This is a genomic window from Amycolatopsis tolypomycina, from assembly GCF_900105945.1.
Lineage (GTDB): Bacteria > Actinomycetota > Actinomycetes > Mycobacteriales > Pseudonocardiaceae > Amycolatopsis > Amycolatopsis tolypomycina.
Map to the genome: position 1 here is coordinate 4428511 of NZ_FNSO01000004.1, position 19299 is coordinate 4447809.

Genomic DNA, 19299 nt, shown 5'->3' on the forward strand with positions numbered 1-19299 from the left:
GCCGCGGGACCGCCCTACCCCAGGCTTTCGTACGGATCCGCCGGCGCCGCGACCGGCCGGGCCGACCCGACCTCGACGAACGGGATGGTTCCCCCGTTCACCGGGTCCTGCACCGCCTGCGCCGAGTACGCACCGGTGATCTCGAACCACGAGTCCGGCTGCAGCACCGGCGGCACCCGCCCGGTCAAGCCGACCTTCACCGGCTGGGCGTCCGCCGCGCAGCAGTTCAGCAGCATGCGGACCAGGTACGGCACTCCCGCGTGGTCGAACGCCACGAACCCGGTCAACGTCACCGTGCGGCCGGCCAGCGAGCGGCCGTGGTCGTAGACCGCGCGGTCCGCGTAGTCGATCACCGTCAGGCTGACCGGGTTCCCCGCCGGGAGCGGGGCGACGATCCGGGGGGACGTCACGGCCGTGCCGGTGCGCATCGCGCTGTAGGACCCCAGCGCCGGCGGTGCCGCGAGGATCAGCGCGAACACCGGCAGCACCAGCAGCCACGACACCCGGGGTCCGGGGTGCCCGCGCGGGCGGCGGCGCGCGTACCAGGCCGTCGCGACGGCCGCGAGCACCAGCACCGCCCCCGCCGCCAGCACCAGCGGCTGCAGCCCGGCCTTGACGTACCGCAGGTACAGCCCGCTCACGCCCGCGTGGAGCAGGACGCCGCCGAGGAGGAACAGCAGGATCGCCTGCACCGTCCGGTTCACAGCAGCACCGCCCCGGTCAGCACCGCCGCCGTCACGGCCACGGCGAACGTCACCGGCGCGAACCGCAGCGCGAACCCGCGGCCGAACGTGGCCGCCTGCATGCCGAACAGCTTCAGGTCGATCATCGGGCCGACGACCAGGAACGCCAGGCGTGCCGTCGGCGAGAACTGCGTCAGCGACGCCGCCACGAACGCGTCGGCCTCCGAACAGATCGACAGCAGCACCGCGAGCACGGCCAGTGCCAGGACCGCCACGACCGGGTGGCCTGCCGCGGCGTGCAGCCAGCCCGCCGGCACCACGGCCTTGAGCGTCGCCGCCGCCATCGCGCCGCCGACCAGGAACCCGCCCGCGTGCAGCACGTCGTGCCGCACCGATCCCCAGAACGCTTCTCCCCGGCCGCCGCCCTCGCCGTGGTCGTGCGGGCGGGGCCGCAGCCAGTCCGGACGGCCGAGCCGCTGCCACAGCCAGCCCATCACGCACGCCGCCGCGAGGCTCGCCGCGAACCGGGCGACGACCATCCGCGGCTGCCCGGGGAACGCGACCGCCGTCGCCGTCAGCACCACCGGGTTGATCGCCGGCGCCGACAGCAGGAACGCCACCGCGGCCGACGGCCGGACGCCGCCGCGGACCAGCGCGCCGGCCACCGGCACCGACGCGCATTCGCAGCCGGGCAGGACCGCCCCGGCCAGGCCGGCGACCGGCACGGCCAGCGCGGGCCGGTGCGGCAGCACGCGGGTGAAGACCGACGGCGGCACGAACACCGCGAGCGCGGCCGAGAGCAGCACGCCGACGACCAGGAACGGCAGCGCCTGCACGACCACCGCCACGAACACCGTCAGCCAGCTCTGCATGACCGGAGCGGACAACAGCCGCCGGACCGGGCCCTGCGCCAGGAATCCGACCAACAGGACCAACGTCAGGACGAGGACGGGATCGACGTTCCAGCCCGGCTCCTCCCGGTCCCGGCGGCCGGCGCCGCGCCGTGCTTCGTCGATGGCAGTCACCAGGCTCGTCTCCCGTACTTCCGCTCCACACCCGCCCTTGAACACGGACGGCGGGCCCGGCCGGTTCACTTCCGCCCGACGAAAGTCGGGGGCGGTTCACGACGAAAGTCGGACCGGCGCCCCCGCCGATTCGTCCCGATCGGGGCCGAACGGGACGCACTGGCCGGTTGGTCCGCGGGCCATTCGGCGCAACGACGGCCGGGCCTGCGGGCACCAATTGCTTTGGCCGCTTCGGAACGGGGTCGGCGGCGGCGTCCCAACTGTATAAACAGGACACCCATGGGCCCCCGCCACCTCGCAGCTCTCCCCAGGAGTGATCCATGCGTCGAAGAGTCCTCGCCGTAGCCGGTTTCGCGGCTTTGGCCCTGACCGTCCCCGCGCTCCCCGCCGCCGCGCTGCCCGCCCCCGCGGCCGCCGCCCACCCGACCGCACGCGTCTGCGCCCAGACCGCGAAGCCCGGTATGGCAACGTGTTTCGCCGAACGCCAGACCGACACCCTGCACGCGGCCCTCGCGCCGGACGCCCTGCCGAGCGGGTTCGGGCCGTCCGGGCTGCGTTCCGCGTACAACCTCACCGCGAGCGGCAGCGCGTCGGCGACGGTGGCCATTGTGGACTCCAACGACGACCCCAACGCCGAAAGCGACCTCGCCACCTACCGCTCGACCTACGGCCTGCCCGCGTGCACCACCGCGAACGGCTGTTTCAAGAAGGTCAACGAAAACGGGCAGGCCAGTCCGCTCCCGGCCGCCGACAGCGGCTGGGCGGGTGAGATCTCGCTCGACGTCGACATGGTTTCGGCGATCTGCCCCAACTGTCACATCCTGCTGGTGGAAGCGAACCAGCCGAGCATGACCGACCTCGGCACGGCGGTGAACACCGCCGTTTCGCTGGGCGCCAAGTACGTTTCCAACAGCTACGGCGGCGGTGAGGACGGCAGCGAGCCGAGCTACGACACCAGCTACTTCCACCACCCCGGCGTCGCGATCACCGCGAGCACCGGCGACAACGGCTACGGCATCAGCTACCCGGCGTCGTCGCAGTACGTCACGGCGGTCGGCGGCACGTCGCTCACCCAGGGCGGCGGCACCCGCGGCTGGACCGAGACCGCCTGGAGCGGCGCCGGCAGCGGCTGTTCGACCAGCGTGGCCAAGCCGGCGTTCCAGAACGTGACGACCGGCTGCGCCAAGCGCGCCAACGCCGACGTCTCGGCGGTCGCCGACCCGCAGACCGGGGTCGCGGTCTACCAGACCTACGGCGGCAGTGGCTGGGCCGTCTACGGCGGCACCAGCGCGTCGTCGCCGATCATCGCGTCGGTCTACGCGCTCGCCGGCACCCCCGGCGCGGCCGACACCCCGGCCGCCTACCCGTACTCCCACGCCGGGAACCTCAACGACGTCACCTCCGGCAGCAACGGCACCTGCTCGACGGCCGTGCAGTGCAAGGCGGGCACCGGCTGGGACGGCCCGACCGGGCTCGGCACCCCCAACGGCACCGCGGCGTTCACCGCCGGCACGTCGTCCGGCGGTGTCACGGCGGCAAACCCGGGCGGCCAGAGCGGCGTCACCGGGACCGCGGCGAGCCTGCAGCTCTCGGCGTCCGGCGGCAGCGGCGGCTACACCTGGACCGCCACCGGCCTGCCCGCCGGCCTGGCGATCAGTGCCGCGGGCCTGGTTTCCGGCACGCCGACCACCGCCGGGACGTATTCGGTGACCGCCACCGCGAAGGACTCTTCCGGCGCCACGGGCAGCACGACGTTCTCGTGGACGATCACGTCGCCGGGCGGCACCGGCTGTTCGGGCCAGAAGCTGGCCAACCCCGGCTTCGAGAGCGGCGCGACGTCGTGGACGGCCACCAGCGGCGTGATCACCACGACGACGAGCAGCGAGCCGGCGCACTCCGGGAGCTACCTCGCCTACCTCGACGGCTACGGCAGCACGCACACGGACACGCTGTCGCAGGCGGTGACGATCCCGGCAGGCTGCCACGCGACGCTCAGCTACTTCCTGCACATCGACACGGCCGAGACCACGACGTCGACGCAGTACGACAAGCTGACGGTCAAGGCGGGTTCGACGACGCTGGCGACGTATTCCAACCTGGACAAGGCAACCGGCTACCAGCAGCGCACGGTCGACGTCTCGGCGTTCGCCGGCCAGACGGTGACGCTGACGTTCACCGGGACCGAGGACTCGTCGCTGCAGACGTCGTTCTGCCTCGACGACACCGCGGTGACGGTGAGCTGATCCAGGTCAGTGAGCCGTGGTCCGCTGGGTCAGCACCTCCTCGACCGGGCGGCGGGCGGTGAGCCGGGCCGGGTAGCCGTAGCCGATGCGCAACAGCGTGTGCGGCTGCCCGGCCCCCGCGAAGAGCCGCTCGAGCGAGGCCCGGGTCCGCGGGGTCTCGAACGGCTGGGACAGGAACGACGTCGCCAGCCCGTCGGCCGTCGCGGTGAGCAGGACCCGCTGCATCGCCATCCCGGCCCGCACCTCCGCGTGCGGGCCCCGGTCCCGCGTCAGCACGGCGGCGAGCAGCGGCTCCCGCTCGTACTCGCGGGCGGGCAGGTCCTCGTTCTCGTGCGACGCGCGCAGTGAGACGACGCCGCTGCCCTGCGGCGGCGGCCCGGACGCGATCTTCGGCACCCCGTCGGGGCTGTCCGGCCCGCGGTGGGTCCAGAACGCCGCCTCCGCGCGGAACGCGTGGTCCGTCTCCTGCAGGGATTCCGCCTGCCGGACCAGGGACGCGACCGGGGTGTAGCGGCCCGAGGCGTCGAGGTATTCGATCTGCCCGCCCTCGTGCAGGGCCGCTGCCTTGAGCGCCGCCCGCGCGGCCGGCGGCACTTCCTTGTCCAGCAGCGGCCGCCGGTTCGTGTGCCGGCGGAACACGGCCTCGGCGAGCCGGCGCTCGGCCGCGGTGGACTTCTGGTTGCCGTCGAGCCGCAGCACGGCGACCAGCCCCGGCTCGGCCGGGTCGGGCAGCAGCCGCACGACCGTGGCGAACCCGTTGGCCCGCAGGCAGATCTGCAGGTTGAACGCGGCCGCGCCGCAGGCGAGCCGCGCCTCCCGAGCGTGCGGATCGGCGACGGCGAGGACACGCTCGCGGTCCAGCCGGACTTCGATCACGTCGTGCTCGAGGACGAACCGCCAGGGCTGGGTGTTGTGCGGCGAGGGCGCGCGCACGGCCGAGGCGAGGGCCTGGTCGAGCACGCTGGGCAGTGGTCGGCTCATCGTCGGGCTCCGGTATCGGGGGAACGGGCACTCGCCAGCATCACCGGAGCCCACCGGACACCGCGACGGCCACGGGTCACGTCCGGCGAGGACCAAAGGCCTCAGTGACCGGGTCGCGCGGGAACAGCTCGCCCGGTCGCCGGCGGCCGCCACCAGAAGCCCGCAGCCGACGAGCCGGGGCCGTGCAACCCCGAGGCCGGGTCGTTCCGTCCGGGAGGCACCGGAACGAAGGAGGTACCGCCCGTGCGCCGGCTGTCCGCTGTCGTGCTCCTCGTCGCCCTGGGCACCGTGGCCTGCGGCCGCAACCAGCAGGTGCCCCGGACGGCGGAGGCGCTGTGCTCGCCGTCCTACGAGCCGCGGGAACTCGTCGTCCGCGGGCCGCTGTACCCCGCGTTGCCCTCCCTCACCGGACGTGCCCCGGCCGAGGACCGCACCACCGACGTGGCCGCGATCCGGAACGTCGCCGCCGCCGCGTGCGGACTGCCGGAACCGCCCTCGAACGTGGCCTGCACCGCCGATCTCGGCCCCGGCTTCGAACTGAGGTTCCTCGACGCCCGGGGCCGGACGACCACCGTCACGGCCGCCGGCTACGGCTGCCAGTTCGTCGAAGGCCTGGGGCCGCGGCGGTTCGACGCGCGCCCGCTGTGGGCCGCACTGACCGCGGCCGGCCTGCCGGCGCCGCACCCACGCTGACCACCGTCCACAGTGGATGGGCCGGCCGGTTCCGGCAACGACGTCTACTTGACGTGCTCCGGGACCACGACGACCTTGCCGTGCACCCCGCCCGCCGCGGCGCGCGCGTGCAGCTCGGCCAGGTCGGCCAGCGGCACCCGCTCGGCGACGTCGATCCGCAGCTCGCCGCGGTCCACCTGGGCCACCAGCTGCGCCAGCTGGCCGGCGTCGCTGCGGACGAACAGGTCGATGCCGCGGACGCCGCGCTCCTCGTCGGCGGGGGCGGGCATCCACACCGTCGTGTTGACCAGGACCCCGCCCGGGCGGACCACCGTGACCAGGGCCGCGAGCTGTTCCGGCGCGACCGGGGCGAGGTTGAGCACGACGTCGACCGGCTCGGTCACCGCCGCGACCACGTCGGTGGCCGTGTGGTCGACGACCTCGTCGGCGGCTTCGAGCGCGGCGCCGCCGCGCGGGCCGGCGGTGGCGATCACGTGCGCGCCGGCGTTCTTGGCCAGCTGCACGGCGTAGCCGCCGACCGCTCCCCCGGCGCCGTTGACCAGCACGCGCTGCCCGTCCGTCAGCTTGCCGTGGTCGAACAGCGCCTGGTGCGCGGTGAGTCCCACCAGCGGCAGCGCGGCGGCGTCGGCCAGGGGGACGCTCGTCGGCGCCGTCGTGAGCGCCTCGGCCGGGGCGAGGACGTACTCCGCGGCGGCGCCGGGGCCGTCCATCGGCAGGAAGGCGACGACCGGGGTGCCGGTTTCGAACCCGGTGACGCCCTCGCCCCGGGCGTCGACCGTGCCGGCGACGTCGATGCCGGGCGTGTGCGGCAGCACGACCGGGATCGGGCCCTGCATGAAGCCGCCGCGGATGTTGCCGTCGACGGGGTTGAACGACGTCGCCGCGACCCGGATCCGGACCTGCCCGGCCCCGGGAACCGGCAGCTCCACGTCCTCGTAGCGCAGGACGCCGGGATCGCCGTACTCGTGGAACCGCACTGCCTTCATCGGGTTGCTCGCTTTCGTCCGTGATCCACTTCGCCCCCAGGATCGCGGCCGCGCGCCGGATCAGCCTGGGCCGGTTTGGCCCACCCTGACGACGGACGGCGGCCCGGCGGCGGTGACGAGCTCCCCGAGCCGGGCCGCGTCGCGTGACCCGGGTGCCGCGGTGAGGACCACCACCATCAGGCCGTCCGCCGGCACTTCCAGGAGGTTGCCGTCGAGGGCGAGGTCCGCACCGTCGGGATGCCGGAACACCGCCCGGTTCTCGTACGTGGTGACGGTTTCCGGCGTCCGCCACAGGGTGTCGAACGGCCGGCTCGTCGTCCGCAGCTCGTCGACGAGCCCCGCCAGCGACGCGTCCGCGGGGTAGCGCAGGGCCGTGCCCCGCAGCCGCGCGGCGAGCATCGCCCGGAACCCGGCGGCGCTGTCGTCGTCCCGGCTGATCCCGCGGGGTGCGTTGCGGAACGTGCGCCAGGCGACGTTCCAGTCCCGGTCGTGCCCGGCCGGGCCGCCGGTCTGCAGCGCGAGCCACGCACCGTTGACGGCGACCGCGTTCCACGCCGGGTCGGCCAGGAACGCGGGGGTGCCGCCGAACCGTTCCAGCAGCCGCAGTGCCGCCGCCCCGGGCTCGCGCGGCACCTGCCCGTCGACCGCGGCGTACCCGGCCAGCGCGCAGAGCCGCTCGTAGTCGGCCCGCCCGAGCCGGAGGGCACCGGCGATGGCGGTCACCACCCCGGCGGACGGGTGGCGGCGCCCCTGTTCGAGCCGCCGCACGTAGTCGGCGGACACCCCGGCCAGCTCGGCGAGCTCCTCCCGCCGCAGCCCGCGCGTCCGCCGCCGTCCGGCCGGCAGCCCGGCCGCGGCCGGGTCGGTGTTTTCGCGCAGCCGGCGCACCGCCGCGCCGAGTTCGTGCAGAGCCATGGCACCAGGGTGCCAGTGTTCCTCCGGCGGGCGGGCCGGGTCGCCGCGCGGCGACCCGGCCCGTCCGGCCACAGTGGACAGGCGAGCGTCAGCTCACCTGCAGGTCGATGCAGGCGTAGAAGGCGTTCGTCGTGTCCGCGATGTTCCACACCGCGAGGACCGTCTGGCGGCCCGTGCGGTTGCCGAGGTTCACCGGGTGCGCGACCGTGGCCGGCGGCTGCTGGTTGTTGCCGCTCACCTCGGCGATCTTCTGGCCACCGATGAAGTACTGGTAGTTCGACGTGCGGTGGCGGGCCGTGAACGTCCAGGTGAAGGTCACCGTGCGGCCGACGCCGGCGGCGCGCCAGCCCTTGCTGTTGTCGTTGAGCTCGGCGAACCGGGCCACGCCGCCGTTGCAGGACCGCAGGCCCTTGGGCCCTTCGACGCTCTGGGGTTCGTACTGGATCGCCCCGCACGACACGACGTGCTGGGCGCACTGCGCCTGCCGGCTGGCCGGCGAGCTGACGTAGCCGTGCGCGCTCGCGATCCCGGCGGGGTTGAGCACCACCAGTACCGGGGCCAGGAGGACACCCGCCGCGGCGGCGACCAGTTTGCGGTTCATACCAGCTCCTTCGGGGACGGGCTCACATCCCGCCGCCGGGCACGGCGAGGCCGCGGCCCCGGCCTCGCTGAAGAGGTCCGCCGCGACGGGAAGGGTTACGAGCGAAGGAAAATTGTGGTCTAGACCATACGTCTCTTCGTTACCGAGGTCAACGGATCGCCAAGTAACGAATGCTGTTGGTAAGGAGCCAACTGTCACCCGCCGTTCCGGTGAGCGGGACCGCGACCCGGGGACCGGGCGGCGACGGGCCGCCCACTGCCCCTAGGATCACGCCCGTGACCACCTACGACGACACGTTCGAGCACCTCGACCCCTCGGCCCTGCCGGAGCGGCAGCAGCGGATCCTGGTCGCGATCCGGGACTGGGTGGTCCAGCACGGCTACTCCCCCAGCACGCGCGAGATCGGCGAGGCCGTCGGCCTGCAGTCGACGTCGTCGGTGTCGAAGCACCTGGCGAGCCTGGAGGACAAGGGCTTCCTGCGCCGCGGCGCCACCGTGTCGCGCCCGATCGACGTCCGCGCGTTCCTCAACGGCTCGGCCGCCGCCGAGGACGGCGACTCGGTGCCGGTGCCCGTGGTCGGCGACATCGCGGCCGGCACGCCGATCTCGGCCGTCGAGCACACCGACGACGTCCTCAAGCTCCCCCGCGACCTCACCGGCCGCGGCACGGTGTTCGGCCTGCGCGTCCGCGGCGACTCGATGATCGACGCGGCCATCTGCGACGGCGACATCGTCGTGGTCAAGCAGCAGTCCGAGGCCCACTCGGGCCAGATCGTCGCGGCGATGATCGACGAAGAGGCGACGGTCAAGGTCTACCGCCGCCGCGACGGCCACGTGTACCTCGAGCCCCGCAACCCGGCCTACGACGTCATCGACGGCGACCGCGCGGTGATCCTCGGCGCGGTCGTGTCGGTGCTGCGGAGCGTCTGACTCACCAGGTGACGGGCAGCTCGTACACGCCGTACACCGACCCGTCGTGCTTGAACGGGACCTGCCCGACGTCGGTGGCCAGCGCCAGCGTCGGGATCCGCCGGTAGAGCGTGCTGTAGACGACCTGCAGCTCCAGCCGGGCCAGCGGCTGGCCGAGGCACTGGTGCACGCCGAACCCGAAGGCCACGTGGCGGTGCGCGTCGCGGGTCAGGTCGAGCCGGTCGCCGTCGGGGAAGACGTCCGGGTCGCGGTTGGCGATGTCGTTGGCCATGATCAGGCCCTCGCCCGCACGGATGGTCTCGCCGGCGATCTCGATGTCCTCCAGCGCGAGGCGGCGACGTCCGTTGTGCGTGATGTTCAGGTAGCGCAACAGTTCCTCGACCGCCGACGCGACCAGCGCCGGGTCGTCGCCCTCCCGCAGGAGCGCCAGCTGGTCCGGGTGCTCCAGCAGCGCCAGCGTGCCGAGCGCGATCATGTTCGCCGTCGTCTCGTGGCCGGCGATGAGCAGCAGGACGCCCATCTGCGCAGCTTCGGCCCGCGTCAGCTCCCCCGCCGCGACGCGCGCGGCCAGCCCGGACAGCAGGTCGTCGGCCGGGTTCTCGAGCTTGGCCCCCACCAGCTCGTCGAGGTAGCCGATCAGGGCCCGGTGCCCGGCCGCCCGCTCTTCCGGCCCGGCGTCGCGGCGGATGATGACCTTGCTGTTCTCCTGGAAGAAATCGTGGTCGGCGTACGGGACGCCGAGCAGCTCGCAGATCACCAGTGACGGCACCGGCAGCGCGAACGCCTCGACGAGGTCCACCGGCTTCGGTCCGGCCAGCAGCTCGTCGATCAGGTCGTCGACGATCTTCTGCACGGCCGGGCGCATCGCGGCGACCCGGCGGATGGTGAACGGCGCCGTCACCATCTTGCGCAGCCGTGCGTGCTCGGGGTTGTCCATCAGGATGAAGCTGATACCGGTGCCACCCTTCGGCAGCGGCGCGGGGCTGGGGTAGCCGGGCCGGGTGACGTCGGCGCTGACCCGCGGGTCGGCCAGCAGCGCCCGCTGGTCGGCGTGGCGGGTGACGAGCCACGGCGTGCTGCCGTCCCACAGCCGGACGCGCGCGAGCGGGGCCTCTTCCTGCAGCGCGCGGGCCGCGGGCGGCGGGTCGAACGGGCAGCCCGCGGCCCGGGGCATCGGGAACTCGGGGAGCTCGGCGGTCGTCGTCATCGTTCCTCCGCGGTGGCCATCGGTTCGTGATCAGTCAACCGAAGACTGCTACGCTAAGTCAAGCGACTGATTTAATTCGATTTCCGGAGGACCGCACGTTGCCCGAGCCATCCAGAGCCGCCGCCGAGGCGTCGCCGCGCGCGAACCTCGTCGTCGCGGTCCTCGCCCTCGCGGGCATCACCGTCTCGCTGATGCAGACGCTGGTCATCCCGCTGATCCCGGCACTGCCCGGGCTGCTGCACGCCTCCGCCGCCGACGCCACCTGGGCCATCACCGCCACCCTGCTCGCGGGCGCGGTGGCGACGCCGACCATGGGCAGGCTCGGCGACATGTACGGGAAACGGCGGATGCTGCTCATCAGCCTCGGCGCGCTGGTCGCGGGCTCGACGATCGGCGCGCTGTCGGACACGCTGGTGCCGATGGTCGCCGGCCGGACCCTGCAGGGCCTGGCCGCCGGCGTCATCCCGCTCGGGATCAGCATCATGCGCGACGAGCTGCCCGCCGAGCGGCTCGGTTCCGCCACGGCGCTGATGAGCGCGTCGCTCGGCGTCGGCGGCGCGCTGGGTCTGCCCGCGGCGGCGCTGCTGGCCGAGAACGCCGACTGGCACGCGCTGTTCTGGACCGCGGCCGGGCTCGGCGTGGTCGTCACCGCACTGGTCGTCGCGCTGGTGCCGGAGTCGCCGGTCCGCACCGGCGGCCGGTTCGACGTCCCCGGCGCGGCCGGGCTCTCGATCGCGCTGGTGTGCCTGCTGCTGGCCATTTCAAAGGGCGCCGACTGGGGCTGGGGCAGCGCGGCGACGCTGGGCCTGTTCGCCGCGGCCGCCGTCGTGCTGCTGCTGTGGGGCCGCTGGGAGCTGCGCACGGCGCGGCCGCTGGTGGACCTGCGGACGACGGCCCGGCGCCAGGTGCTGCTGACCAACATCGCCTCGGCGGTGTTCGGCTTCGCGATGTTCGCGATGTCCCTGGTCCTCCCCCAGCTGCTGCAGCTGCCGACGGCGACCGGGTACGGCCTCGGCCGGTCGATGCTCGCGGTGGGCCTGGTGATGGCACCGTCGGGTCTGGTGATGATGGCACTGGCCCCGGTGTCGGCCCGCGTTTCCCGCACCCGCGGCCCGAAGACGACCCTGATGCTCGGCGCGGTGGTGGTCGCGGCGGGCTACGCACTGGGCATCGTCCTGATGAGCGCAACGTGGCACCTGGTACTGGTGTCGAGCATCATCGGCGCGGGCATCGGCCTGGCGTACGGCGCCATGCCGGCCCTGGTGATGGGCGCGGTCCCGGTCTCCGAAACAGCGGCGGCCAACAGCCTCAACACGCTGATGCGGTCAATCGGGACATCGGTGTCCAGCGCAACGGCAGGCCTGATCCTGGCCCGCTTGACGATTTCGTTCGGCCCGGCGACATTGCCATCCCAGAACGGCTTCCGCCTCGTGCTGGGCATGGGCGCGGCGGCGGCGTTGCTGGCATTGGCGATCGCGGCATTCCTGCCCCGGCACGCGCCGGCCGCCGCGGAGGTGACCCAACCGAAGCCCGCGACAACAGCCGGCCGCTGACGACGCTGGGCTTCCCGTGTCATGAAAGAGTCGTTCATGACCTCAGACGCCATGAACGACTCTTTCATGACGTTCTCGAGCCGGCCTCGCCTGACAGGACCCAGCGCGCGCCCTTCCCCGGCGGCCGGCCGGATTACTTGCGGGCGGCCAGGCCGTCGAGGTGGAGCACGCCGCCCGCGTGGTGCTCCGCGACGTACTCCGGGCCCTTCGTCACCAGGCGGGCGATCGCCGTGGCGTGGCCGTGGCCGAGGCCGTGGTCCGCCTTCAGCCAGGCGACGATCTCCCCCGCCTTCGTCAGCTTCTTGCCCGCCGCCAGGTCCAGGAAGCCGCGTGGGGTGATGCCGGTCTGCTTCTCCGCGTTGTCGAGGTACGCCTGAAAAGACATGGTTGCTCCGGGGTTCGGCCGAACGAAGTCGGGTTCTTCGTGGATAACACCACCGTCTCACCGACAACTTTTCTTGTCAAGCCTTCGGCGCCACCACCGCCAACGTCGTGTACGGCAGCACGAAGCTGCCGCCGATCCCGTCGATCGCTGCGCCGACTTCGGCCAGCACCTCGGCCAGGGCGTCCGGCGGCAGTCGCGTCAGGCCGCCCGTTGTGGGCAGGAAGTCGAGCCACTCCTCGCGCGTGTACGTCCGCTCCCACGTGAACCGTCGGCGCTCCGGGGCGCCCAGCCCGGGGGCTTTGCCGATGGCGTCGGCGAAACCGGCGAACATCACGTCGTAGATCTCCGCCGCGGGGCGGGACTCCCCCGCGAACGGCAGGCCGGGCAGCACGCGCCGGCACGCCGCCACCAGGGCGTCCGCCACCTCCGCGGGCGGCTGGAACACGTGCGCGAACACCGCCAGCAGCCCGCCGGGGCGCAGCACCGCCGCCGCCTTGGCCGGGCCCGCGACCGGGTCGACCCAGTGCCAGGCCTGCCCGGCGACGACGGCGTCGAACGTCCGCCCGGCCGGGTCCCAGTCCTCGAACTTCGCCACCTCGACGTCGATCCCGGCGCGGCGGGCGAAGGCGGCCATCCGCGCGTCGGGGTCGACGCCGAGCACCCGGCAGCCCGCGGCGCGGAACTGCCGCGCCTCGATGCCGGTGCCGCAGCCGACGTCGAGGAAGTCGGGGCCGGGGCTTTCGGCGACGAGCCGGTCCACCAGCTCGCGCGGGTACTCGGGGCGGGCCCGGTCGTAGCGTTCGGCGTCACTACCGAAGGATTCGGCCATGGCACGGGCTTCGTGCGGTTGAGTGGGCATGCGCCCACTTTAGTGGGCACTTGCCCACTCGGGCAACCGCGCGGGCGTTCGCGCCCGGCGTGCCGGAGAATGGGCGCATGCCGACCGGGGTCCATCTGCGCGACGTGCGCAAGCAGCTCTTCCACGCGGCCGAACGGGTCCTTCTGCGCGACGGCCCGGACGCGCTGACGAGCCGCGCGGTGACCACGGAGGCGGACGTCGCGAAGGGCGTGCTGCACCGGCACTTCGCCGACTTCGACGACTTCCTGGCCGAACTCGTCCGCGACCGCATCGCCCGCCTGGCGGACCAGTCGGCACTCCTGCGGGCGGCGGCGGGAACCCGTACGGTGGCCGAAAACCTGGTGGCCGCCCTGGCCGAGTTGTTCGATCCGGTCTCGGTGGCGTTGACGAGTCTTGTTTTCTTCCGCGACGGGCTCCGCACCCGCCTCCGCCAGGAGGGCGACGGCTTACCGCTCCTGACGGAAGCCCGCGAAATGCTCACGGGCTACTTGTCCGCCGAGCGCGAACAGGGTCGCATAGCGGCGGACGCGGAGGTGAATTCCCTGGCCCTGTCCCTGATCGGCGCGGCCCACCTCCTCTACGCGGGCCGCAGAAGAGGAACCCTCCCACCGGACAGCGAAGTGAAGAAGACGGTGGACACGATCATGGCCGACCCCCTCCAACGCCGCCTGCTGTGACCAAGCAGTCCGAAGTGGATCCCCCGGGCAGCCAACACGAAAAGGCGACCACGCGCCGGGGGTCCGGGGGCTTGCCCCCGGCGGGGGTGTGGGGGCTCGGCCCCCACAGGACACAACGAGAAGAGCCCCGTTTGCGTGTTCCGCAAACAGGGCTCTCCCGCGAAGATCGTGGGCGATACTGGGATCGAACCAGTGACCTCTTCGGTGTGAACGAAGCGCTCTCCCCCTGAGCTAATCGCCCGTATACTACGTCACGAAATCCGGGGGTGGACTCGTGGTGCGCGATACTGGGATTGAACCAGTGACCTCTTCCGTGTCAGGGAAGCGCTCTCCCGCTGAGCTAATCGCGCGCTGCGGAACTTGTTGATGGCAGAAGCATATCGGATGCCCCGCGGGGCCGTGCAGGGGGTCCGCTGTACGGAAAACCGCCTGACAGGCAGGCCCGGAAACGGGCAGACTGCGAAGGACGTCCGTGTTCGGCACGGCCGTCCCGGCCGACCAGGAGAGTCCCACCCCGATGACCGAAACCGTGTCCACCCCGCCCGCCGACGTGACTCGCACTCCGGCGCGTTCGGGACTCCTCATCGGGGTTCTCGTGCTGTCCGCGTTCGTGATGATCCTCAACGAGACGATCCTGAGCGTCGCGCTGCGCGACCTGACCGTCGACCTGCGGGTCCCGACGACGACGGTGCAGTGGCTGACCAGCGGGTTCCTGCTGACGATGGCGGTCGTCATCCCCACGACCGGGTTCATGCTGGAGCGGTTCTCGGCGCGGCAGGTGTTCCTGTTCTCGCTGTCGGCGTTCAGCCTGGGCACGGTGCTGAGCGCGCTGGCGCCCGGGTTCGGGTTGCTGATGGCCGGGCGGGTGGTGCAGGCGTGCGGCACGGCGGTGATGCTGCCGTTGCTGATGACGACGGTGATGCGGCTGGTGCCGCCGGAGCGGCGTGGCGCGACGATGGGCACGATCACGATCGTGATCGCGGTGGCGCCGGCGATCGGGCCGACGATCGGCGGCGCGGTGCTGTCGTCGCTGGGCTGGCGCTGGATGTTCTGGATCGTGCTGCCGTTGTCGCTGGCCGCGCTGGTGGCCGGGGCGGTGTTGTTGCGGCTGGACGGCGAACGCCGCCGGGTGCCGCTGGACGTGCCGTCGGTGCTGTTGTCGGCGATCGGGTTCGGCGGGGTGCTGTACGGGCTGTCGTCGGGCGGCGAGCAGGCCGGGGCCGAGCCGCTGGTGCCGGGCTGGGTGCCGATCGTCGTCGGCGTGGCCGCGCTGGTCGTGTTCACCTGGCGGCAGCTGAGGCTGCAGCGCCGGGATCGGGCTCTGCTGGACCTGCGGCCGTTCACCCACCGCAGCTTCGTCGTCGCGCTGGTGCTGACGGCGTTGCTGTTCGTGTGCCTGATCGGCGCGGCGGCGATCCTGTTGCCGCTCTACCTGCAGACGGTGTTGCACACGAGCACGTTCGTCAGCGGGCTGGCCGTGCTGCCCGGCGGGTTGGTGCTGGGTTTGCTGGGCCGGCCGGTCGGCGCGCTGTTCGACAAGGTCGGCGGGCGCCCGCTGGTGATCCCGGGCGCCGCGGCGATGGCCGCTTCGCTGTGGCTGTTCGCGGTGCTGGGCCCGGATTCGCCGCTGGTGGCGGTGATCGGGATCCACGTGCTGATGATGGCCGGGCTGGGCCTGATGATGACGCCGTTGTTCACCGAGTCGCTGGGGGTGCTGCCCGAGCACCTGTACTCGCACGGCAGCGCGATCCTCTCGACGCTGCAGCAGGTGGCCGGCGCGCTCGGCACGGCGATGTTCGTCAGCGTGGCGACGCTGGGCAGCCACGACGCGGCGGCGACCGGCCCGGACGCCGCGGGCCTGCGGGCGGCGTTCCTCGTGGCCGGGGTCATCGGCCTGGTCGCCTTCGCGGGCAGCTGGCTGATCCGCCGCGGCCGCCCGGCGGCACCGTCCACTTCGGAGCACTGAGTCCTGGAACGGGCGACGCGGTCGGCGGGGGTGTCGGAGCTGTCGCGGATGCACTGAAAGAGTCGTTCATGACGTCTGACGTCATGAACGACTCTTTCATGACGTTCGAAGCCGAAGCCGGACCGGACCTCGTGTCGTCCGGTGGGGTCAGGAGGGCGGGGTCACCGGGGCGAGCAGGAGGCCCGTCAGCGCGTCGATCAGGCCCGTGCCCGCGTCGTTCCAGCTCGCGCGGGGGGTGGCCGTGCCCTCGGCCAGTGCGCGCTCACGCTCGGCCGTCATGTGGATCATCAGCTGGCGGGCCATGTCGCTGCGCTCGGCGCGGACCTCGGCGGGCAGGCCGTCGAGGCAGCGGTTGAGGCCTTCGACCGCGCGGGCGAGGGCCGGTGAGGACAGTGACTCCTCCGCGATGATCGCCCGCAGGGCCGGGTCGGTCATCACCTGGGCGCTGAACCGCGCGAACCACGTCGGCGCGCCCAGCTCGTGCAGGTAGCTCGTGCTCGGCCGGACCAGGCACGCCACCCAGTCGCGCAGGTCGCCGTCGCCGTCGATGGCCTCGACGAGTTCCTCGCGCAGCCGCTCGACCCGCGCGGAGTGCTTGCGGGCGATCGCGCGCACCAGGTCGACCTTGGTCCCGAAGTGGTAGTTGACCGCGGCGTTGTTGCCCTGCCCGGCCGCCTCGCTGATGTGCCGGTTGGACACCGCGTGCACGCCGTGCTCGGCGAACAACCGCTCCGCCGTCACGAGGATGCTCTCCCGCGTGGCACTCGCGCGATCCGCCTTGACGTTCATCCACCCACCCGGTCCACCCGACGCCTTGCCGGCCCCCACCTTACGGAGCCGGTCACCGGAGACGGCCCAGCCACGCCCGCGCCGTCTCCAGGTAGCGGCGGGAGAACCCCGTCGACGGCGCCCACGCCTCGAACCCGTGCGGCCCGCCGGGCGCGAGGTGGAACGTCGTGGCGACGCCGGCCGCGCGCAGCCGGCGGGCGTACTCGGCGGCTTCGTCGTGGAACAGGTCGATGTCGCCAACGCCGATCCACGTCTCCGGCAGCCCGGCGACGTCGTCGCGGCGGGCGGGCACCGCGTAGTGCGGCACGACCGGCGCGCCGGGTTCGGTGCCGAGGTAGGCGCGCCAGCCGAAGCGGTTGAGGCGGTTGTCCCAGACCCGGTGCCGGGCGCCGTCGAGGGCGCGCCGGGCCGCGGTGCGGTCGTCGAGCATCGGGCAGAACAGCCACTGCGCGCGCGGCCGCTCCCCCTCGTCGTGCAGGCGCTGCACGAGGGCCGCCGCGAGCCCGCCGCCGGCGCTCTGCCCGCCGACGACCACCCGCTCCGCGGCGACGTCGCCCCGCAGCCACGTCCAGGCGGCGTGGCAGTCGTCGAGCGCGGCGGGGTACGGGTGCTCCGGGGCGAGGCGGTACTCGGCCGACACGACGGTGATGCCGAGCTCGCGGGCGGTTTCGGCGCAGAACCGGTCGTCCTGGACGGCGCCCCCGATGACCAGGCCGCCGCCGTGGATCCACAGGAGCGTCAGGTCGGACCGCGGGGTCCGCGGCCGGTGGACCCGCAGGCCGGGCCGCAGCTCGACGTCGACGTCCGGCAGCGACGGCGGCCGCATCCGCGCGGTCGCCACGCGCACCAGCCGCCGTACCCAGGCCCGCTCCAGGGGCAGGCGCGGCATCCGCCGGACCCGGGCCCGCAGCTCGGGCGCCACCGCGGACAGCGTCACCGGTTCCTCGAGGGTCATAACGGACAGCGTACCCCATTTTAAGTCAAGCGCTTGAGTTAAATCGCGGGCAGGTTGGTGCGCCCCGGACGGGGGTATCCGCCGGACATGACCGCCGACGTCGAACGCGCCGCGCACGCCTACTGCCCCCGGTGCCACCCGGATCCGCGGCCCGGGGACGTGATCACGGCGCTGTGCGGCGCCCGCCACCCGTACTACGGCCGCCGCGACCGCCCGGTCAACACCTGCCCCGCCTGTGTCACGCTGGCCTCGGCCAACGTCTACGCCTGCGGGCACCCCGGAGCCTGATCACCCGCAAATCGGGTGTTCCGGAACCACCTCGGAGGCCGACCACCTACGCTGACCGGCATGAAGAGGTGGGGGATCGCCACGGCGACCGCGGCGGTCGCCGCGCTCGCGCTGGCGCTCGTCCTCGGCCTGCTGGGCGGGACACCGACCGGCGCCGGGGACAACGGGGACGGCTACCGGTTGTTCTGCGGGCCCGGGCTCACGCCCGCGACGCCGAACCACAAGGCGAGCTGGCTGGGCGGGGTCGTGCTCGACTTCGGGCGCGGGACACCGTGCCCGGATCCGCAGCCCTCCAGCGCCGCGGTGCTGTTCGGCTCGGTCGCCAACGGGCACGGTTCGTTCAGCCTCCTCGAACTCGGCTGGCTGTACGTGCTGCTGGTCTTCCTGGTCACCCTGCTCGCGGCCTGGGCGCTGCAGGCCCGCGGCCACCAGCGGCTGCTGTTCCTCGTGCCCCCGCTGCTCCCCCTGCTCGAGCCGGCCTTCGCGCGGCTGTTCCTCTCGACGTTCGCCGAGCCGGCCGGCCTGTTCGGCGCGTACACGCTGATGTGCGGGCTCGCGGTCATCGCCGCCACCAGGGCCGAAGACGGCTTCGCGCGGCTGGCCGCCCTCGTGCTCGTCGCCGTCGGCGGGGTCGTGGGCGGGCTGGCCAAGATCGGCTTCCTGCCGCTGTTCGTGCTGGCCGTGCTCGTCTGCGCGGTCACCGCCGCGCGCCCGGGCCGCGGGAAGTGGTGGACCGGCCGGTTCGTCGGGCCGGCACTCGCGATCCTGCTCGTGCTGGAGATCATCGCCCCGATCCGCGCGAACCTGGCGTGGCAGGAACGCAACTACGCCGACGTCAACGCGGTCAACGTCGTCTACACCCTCGCGCTGGCCGAGGTGCCGGGCTCGGCGTCCCGGCTCGGCCTGCCCGAAGCGGCGCAGGACAGCGCGGGGCACGCCTACTACCCGGACGGCCCCGAGGCGCTCGCCGGCTCGGACGTGCTGCTCGAAGACCCCACCGTGGTCAAGCACAAGGCGTGGGACCTGCTGCTGGAGCACCCCGGCGTGCTGCTGCACGCGATCGGCGTCGGCCTCCAGGCGACGCTGGGCCGGAGCCTGCCGTACCTGCCGGACGAGCCGTGGTCGGCGGTGAGCCGTCCCCCGGACAACTCGGCGCCGGTCAGCGGCGACATGGGCGGCGACGCGACGACGTTCCAGCAGTGGCTCGACGGGATGGGCGTGCCGTGGCTGCCCGCGCTGCTCGTCCTGCTCGGCCTGGCCGCCGCGGTGGTGGCGCTGGCGCGCCGCCGCAGCGCGACGACGCGCTACGGCATCGTCGCGGGTGTCGCGGTGACGAGCGCGCTGGGCATCGCGGCGATGTCGGTGGTCGGCGACGGGTACTTCGAGATCGCCAAGCACGTCTGGCTGGCCGCGTACCTGCTCGACGTCACGGCGCTGGCGTTGTGCGTCATGGTGGCCCCGGTGCTGCTGCGGCGGGGCCGTGAGCTGTGGAACCGCCGCCGCGCCGCGGCCGAGCCGCCGGCCCGGGAACCCGAGCCGGCGGCGCCGGTCAACTGAACACTCC

The 19299-nt window shown here is 73.1% G+C and carries 19 protein-coding genes and 2 tRNA genes; 8 read left to right on the plus strand and 13 right to left on the minus strand.

Going from position 1 to position 19299, the window contains the following annotated elements; all coding sequences use genetic code 11:
- Window positions 1-14: 14 nt before the first annotated feature.
- Together BLW76_RS30210 and BLW76_RS30215 are read right to left on the minus strand one after the other, a co-directional pair.
- Window positions 15-704: a TIGR03943 family putative permease subunit gene (locus tag BLW76_RS30210; RefSeq protein WP_091313736.1), complete on the minus strand. Its 690-nt coding sequence runs from the start codon at window positions 702-704 to the stop codon at window positions 15-17.
- Window positions 701-1708, minus strand: a complete 1008-nt coding sequence (locus tag BLW76_RS30215; RefSeq protein ID WP_091313739.1) for a permease — start codon at window positions 1706-1708, stop codon at window positions 701-703. Before BLW76_RS30215 ends, BLW76_RS30210 begins: the two co-directional genes overlap by 4 nt.
- Before the next feature lie 320 nt (window positions 1709-2028).
- Here BLW76_RS30215 and BLW76_RS30220 point away from each other — a divergent pair, with 320 nt between their 5' ends.
- Window positions 2029-3951 carry a putative Ig domain-containing protein gene (locus BLW76_RS30220; RefSeq protein WP_091313742.1) on the plus strand — a complete coding sequence of 641 codons (1923 nt, stop codon included), beginning with the start codon at window positions 2029-2031 and terminating at the stop codon, window positions 3949-3951.
- Window positions 3952-3957: 6 nt separating this feature from the next.
- Here the strand turns inward: BLW76_RS30220 and BLW76_RS30225 are convergent, their stop codons facing one another.
- The gene (locus BLW76_RS30225) at window positions 3958-4932 is read right to left on the minus strand and encodes an Acg family FMN-binding oxidoreductase (RefSeq protein WP_091313745.1); all 975 of its coding nucleotides are present in this window, start codon (window positions 4930-4932) and stop codon (window positions 3958-3960) included.
- 243 nt (window positions 4933-5175) lie between these two features.
- Between BLW76_RS30225 and BLW76_RS30230 the strand changes: the two genes are divergently transcribed.
- Window positions 5176-5625 (plus strand): hypothetical protein, encoded by a 450-nt coding sequence (locus tag BLW76_RS30230; RefSeq protein WP_091313747.1) that lies wholly within the window; start codon window positions 5176-5178, stop codon window positions 5623-5625.
- Between the two features lie 44 nt (window positions 5626-5669).
- Here the strand turns inward: BLW76_RS30230 and BLW76_RS30235 are convergent, their stop codons facing one another.
- The 3 genes from BLW76_RS30235 to BLW76_RS30245 form a co-directional block, all read right to left on the minus strand.
- The gene (locus BLW76_RS30235) at window positions 5670-6611 is read right to left on the minus strand and encodes an NADP-dependent oxidoreductase (protein ID WP_091313750.1); all 942 of its coding nucleotides are present in this window, start codon (window positions 6609-6611) and stop codon (window positions 5670-5672) included.
- Window positions 6612-6671: 60 nt separating this feature from the next.
- Window positions 6672-7526, minus strand: coding sequence for a helix-turn-helix domain-containing protein (locus BLW76_RS30240; RefSeq protein ID WP_091313752.1), 855 nt, complete (start codon window positions 7524-7526; stop codon window positions 6672-6674).
- Between the two features lie 88 nt (window positions 7527-7614).
- Complete coding sequence (locus BLW76_RS30245; protein ID WP_091313755.1) at window positions 7615-8127, minus strand: lytic polysaccharide monooxygenase auxiliary activity family 9 protein; 513 nt, start codon at window positions 8125-8127, stop codon at window positions 7615-7617.
- Window positions 8128-8402: 275 nt separating this feature from the next.
- On the opposite strand from BLW76_RS30245, the gene lexA reads away from it, so the two are divergent.
- Window positions 8403-9056, plus strand: coding sequence for a transcriptional repressor LexA (gene lexA, locus BLW76_RS30250; RefSeq protein ID WP_091313757.1), 654 nt, complete (start codon window positions 8403-8405; stop codon window positions 9054-9056).
- A gap of 1 nt (window position 9057) precedes the next feature.
- Here the strand turns inward: lexA and BLW76_RS30255 are convergent, their stop codons facing one another.
- The gene (locus tag BLW76_RS30255) at window positions 9058-10263 is read right to left on the minus strand and encodes a cytochrome P450 (protein ID WP_091313759.1); all 1206 of its coding nucleotides are present in this window, start codon (window positions 10261-10263) and stop codon (window positions 9058-9060) included.
- A gap of 98 nt (window positions 10264-10361) precedes the next feature.
- Here BLW76_RS30255 and BLW76_RS30260 point away from each other — a divergent pair, with 98 nt between their 5' ends.
- Window positions 10362-11816: an MFS transporter gene (locus BLW76_RS30260; RefSeq protein ID WP_091313761.1), complete on the plus strand. Its 1455-nt coding sequence runs from the start codon at window positions 10362-10364 to the stop codon at window positions 11814-11816.
- Between the two features lie 133 nt (window positions 11817-11949).
- On the opposite strand, the gene BLW76_RS30265 is transcribed toward BLW76_RS30260, so the two are convergent.
- Both BLW76_RS30265 and BLW76_RS30270 read right to left on the minus strand, forming a co-directional pair.
- Window positions 11950-12201, minus strand: coding sequence for a DUF4287 domain-containing protein (locus BLW76_RS30265; RefSeq protein WP_091313763.1), 252 nt, complete (start codon window positions 12199-12201; stop codon window positions 11950-11952).
- Between the two features lie 76 nt (window positions 12202-12277).
- Window positions 12278-13030: a class I SAM-dependent methyltransferase gene (locus BLW76_RS30270; protein ID WP_091313766.1), complete on the minus strand. Its 753-nt coding sequence runs from the start codon at window positions 13028-13030 to the stop codon at window positions 12278-12280.
- A 107-nt stretch (window positions 13031-13137) separates the two neighbouring features.
- Here BLW76_RS30270 and BLW76_RS30275 point away from each other — a divergent pair, with 107 nt between their 5' ends.
- Entirely contained in the window at window positions 13138-13737 is a 600-nt protein-coding gene (locus BLW76_RS30275; RefSeq protein ID WP_091313769.1) for a TetR/AcrR family transcriptional regulator, read from the plus strand.
- A gap of 169 nt (window positions 13738-13906) precedes the next feature.
- Here BLW76_RS30275 and BLW76_RS30280 read toward each other — a convergent pair.
- Together BLW76_RS30280 and BLW76_RS30285 are read right to left on the minus strand one after the other, a co-directional pair.
- A tRNA-Val gene (locus BLW76_RS30280) sits at window positions 13907-13978 on the minus strand.
- Window positions 13979-14012: 34 nt separating this feature from the next.
- Window positions 14013-14087 (minus strand) — tRNA-Val (locus BLW76_RS30285).
- A 167-nt stretch (window positions 14088-14254) separates the two neighbouring features.
- Here BLW76_RS30285 and BLW76_RS30290 point away from each other — a divergent pair.
- On the plus strand, window positions 14255-15703 hold the full coding sequence (locus BLW76_RS30290; RefSeq protein WP_091320036.1) for a DHA2 family efflux MFS transporter permease subunit: 1449 nt from the start codon (window positions 14255-14257) through the stop codon (window positions 15701-15703).
- A gap of 147 nt (window positions 15704-15850) precedes the next feature.
- Here BLW76_RS30290 and BLW76_RS30295 read toward each other — a convergent pair whose 3' ends face one another.
- A complete protein-coding gene (locus tag BLW76_RS30295) occupies window positions 15851-16492 on the minus strand; it encodes a TetR/AcrR family transcriptional regulator (protein ID WP_091313771.1) in 642 nt (213 codons plus the stop codon).
- Between the two features lie 52 nt (window positions 16493-16544).
- Window positions 16545-17447: an alpha/beta hydrolase gene (locus BLW76_RS30300; RefSeq protein WP_208613415.1), complete on the minus strand. Its 903-nt coding sequence runs from the start codon at window positions 17445-17447 to the stop codon at window positions 16545-16547.
- Window positions 17448-17534: 87 nt separating this feature from the next.
- On the opposite strand from BLW76_RS30300, the gene BLW76_RS30305 reads away from it, so the two are divergent.
- Together BLW76_RS30305 and wsfD are read left to right on the plus strand one after the other, a co-directional pair.
- Window positions 17535-17735, plus strand: coding sequence for a hypothetical protein (locus BLW76_RS30305; protein ID WP_091313773.1), 201 nt, complete (start codon window positions 17535-17537; stop codon window positions 17733-17735).
- Between the two features lie 60 nt (window positions 17736-17795).
- Window positions 17796-19292 (plus strand): glycan biosynthesis hexose transferase WsfD, encoded by a 1497-nt coding sequence (wsfD, locus tag BLW76_RS30310; RefSeq protein ID WP_091313775.1) that lies wholly within the window; start codon window positions 17796-17798, stop codon window positions 19290-19292.
- Window positions 19293-19299 lie beyond the last annotated feature (7 nt).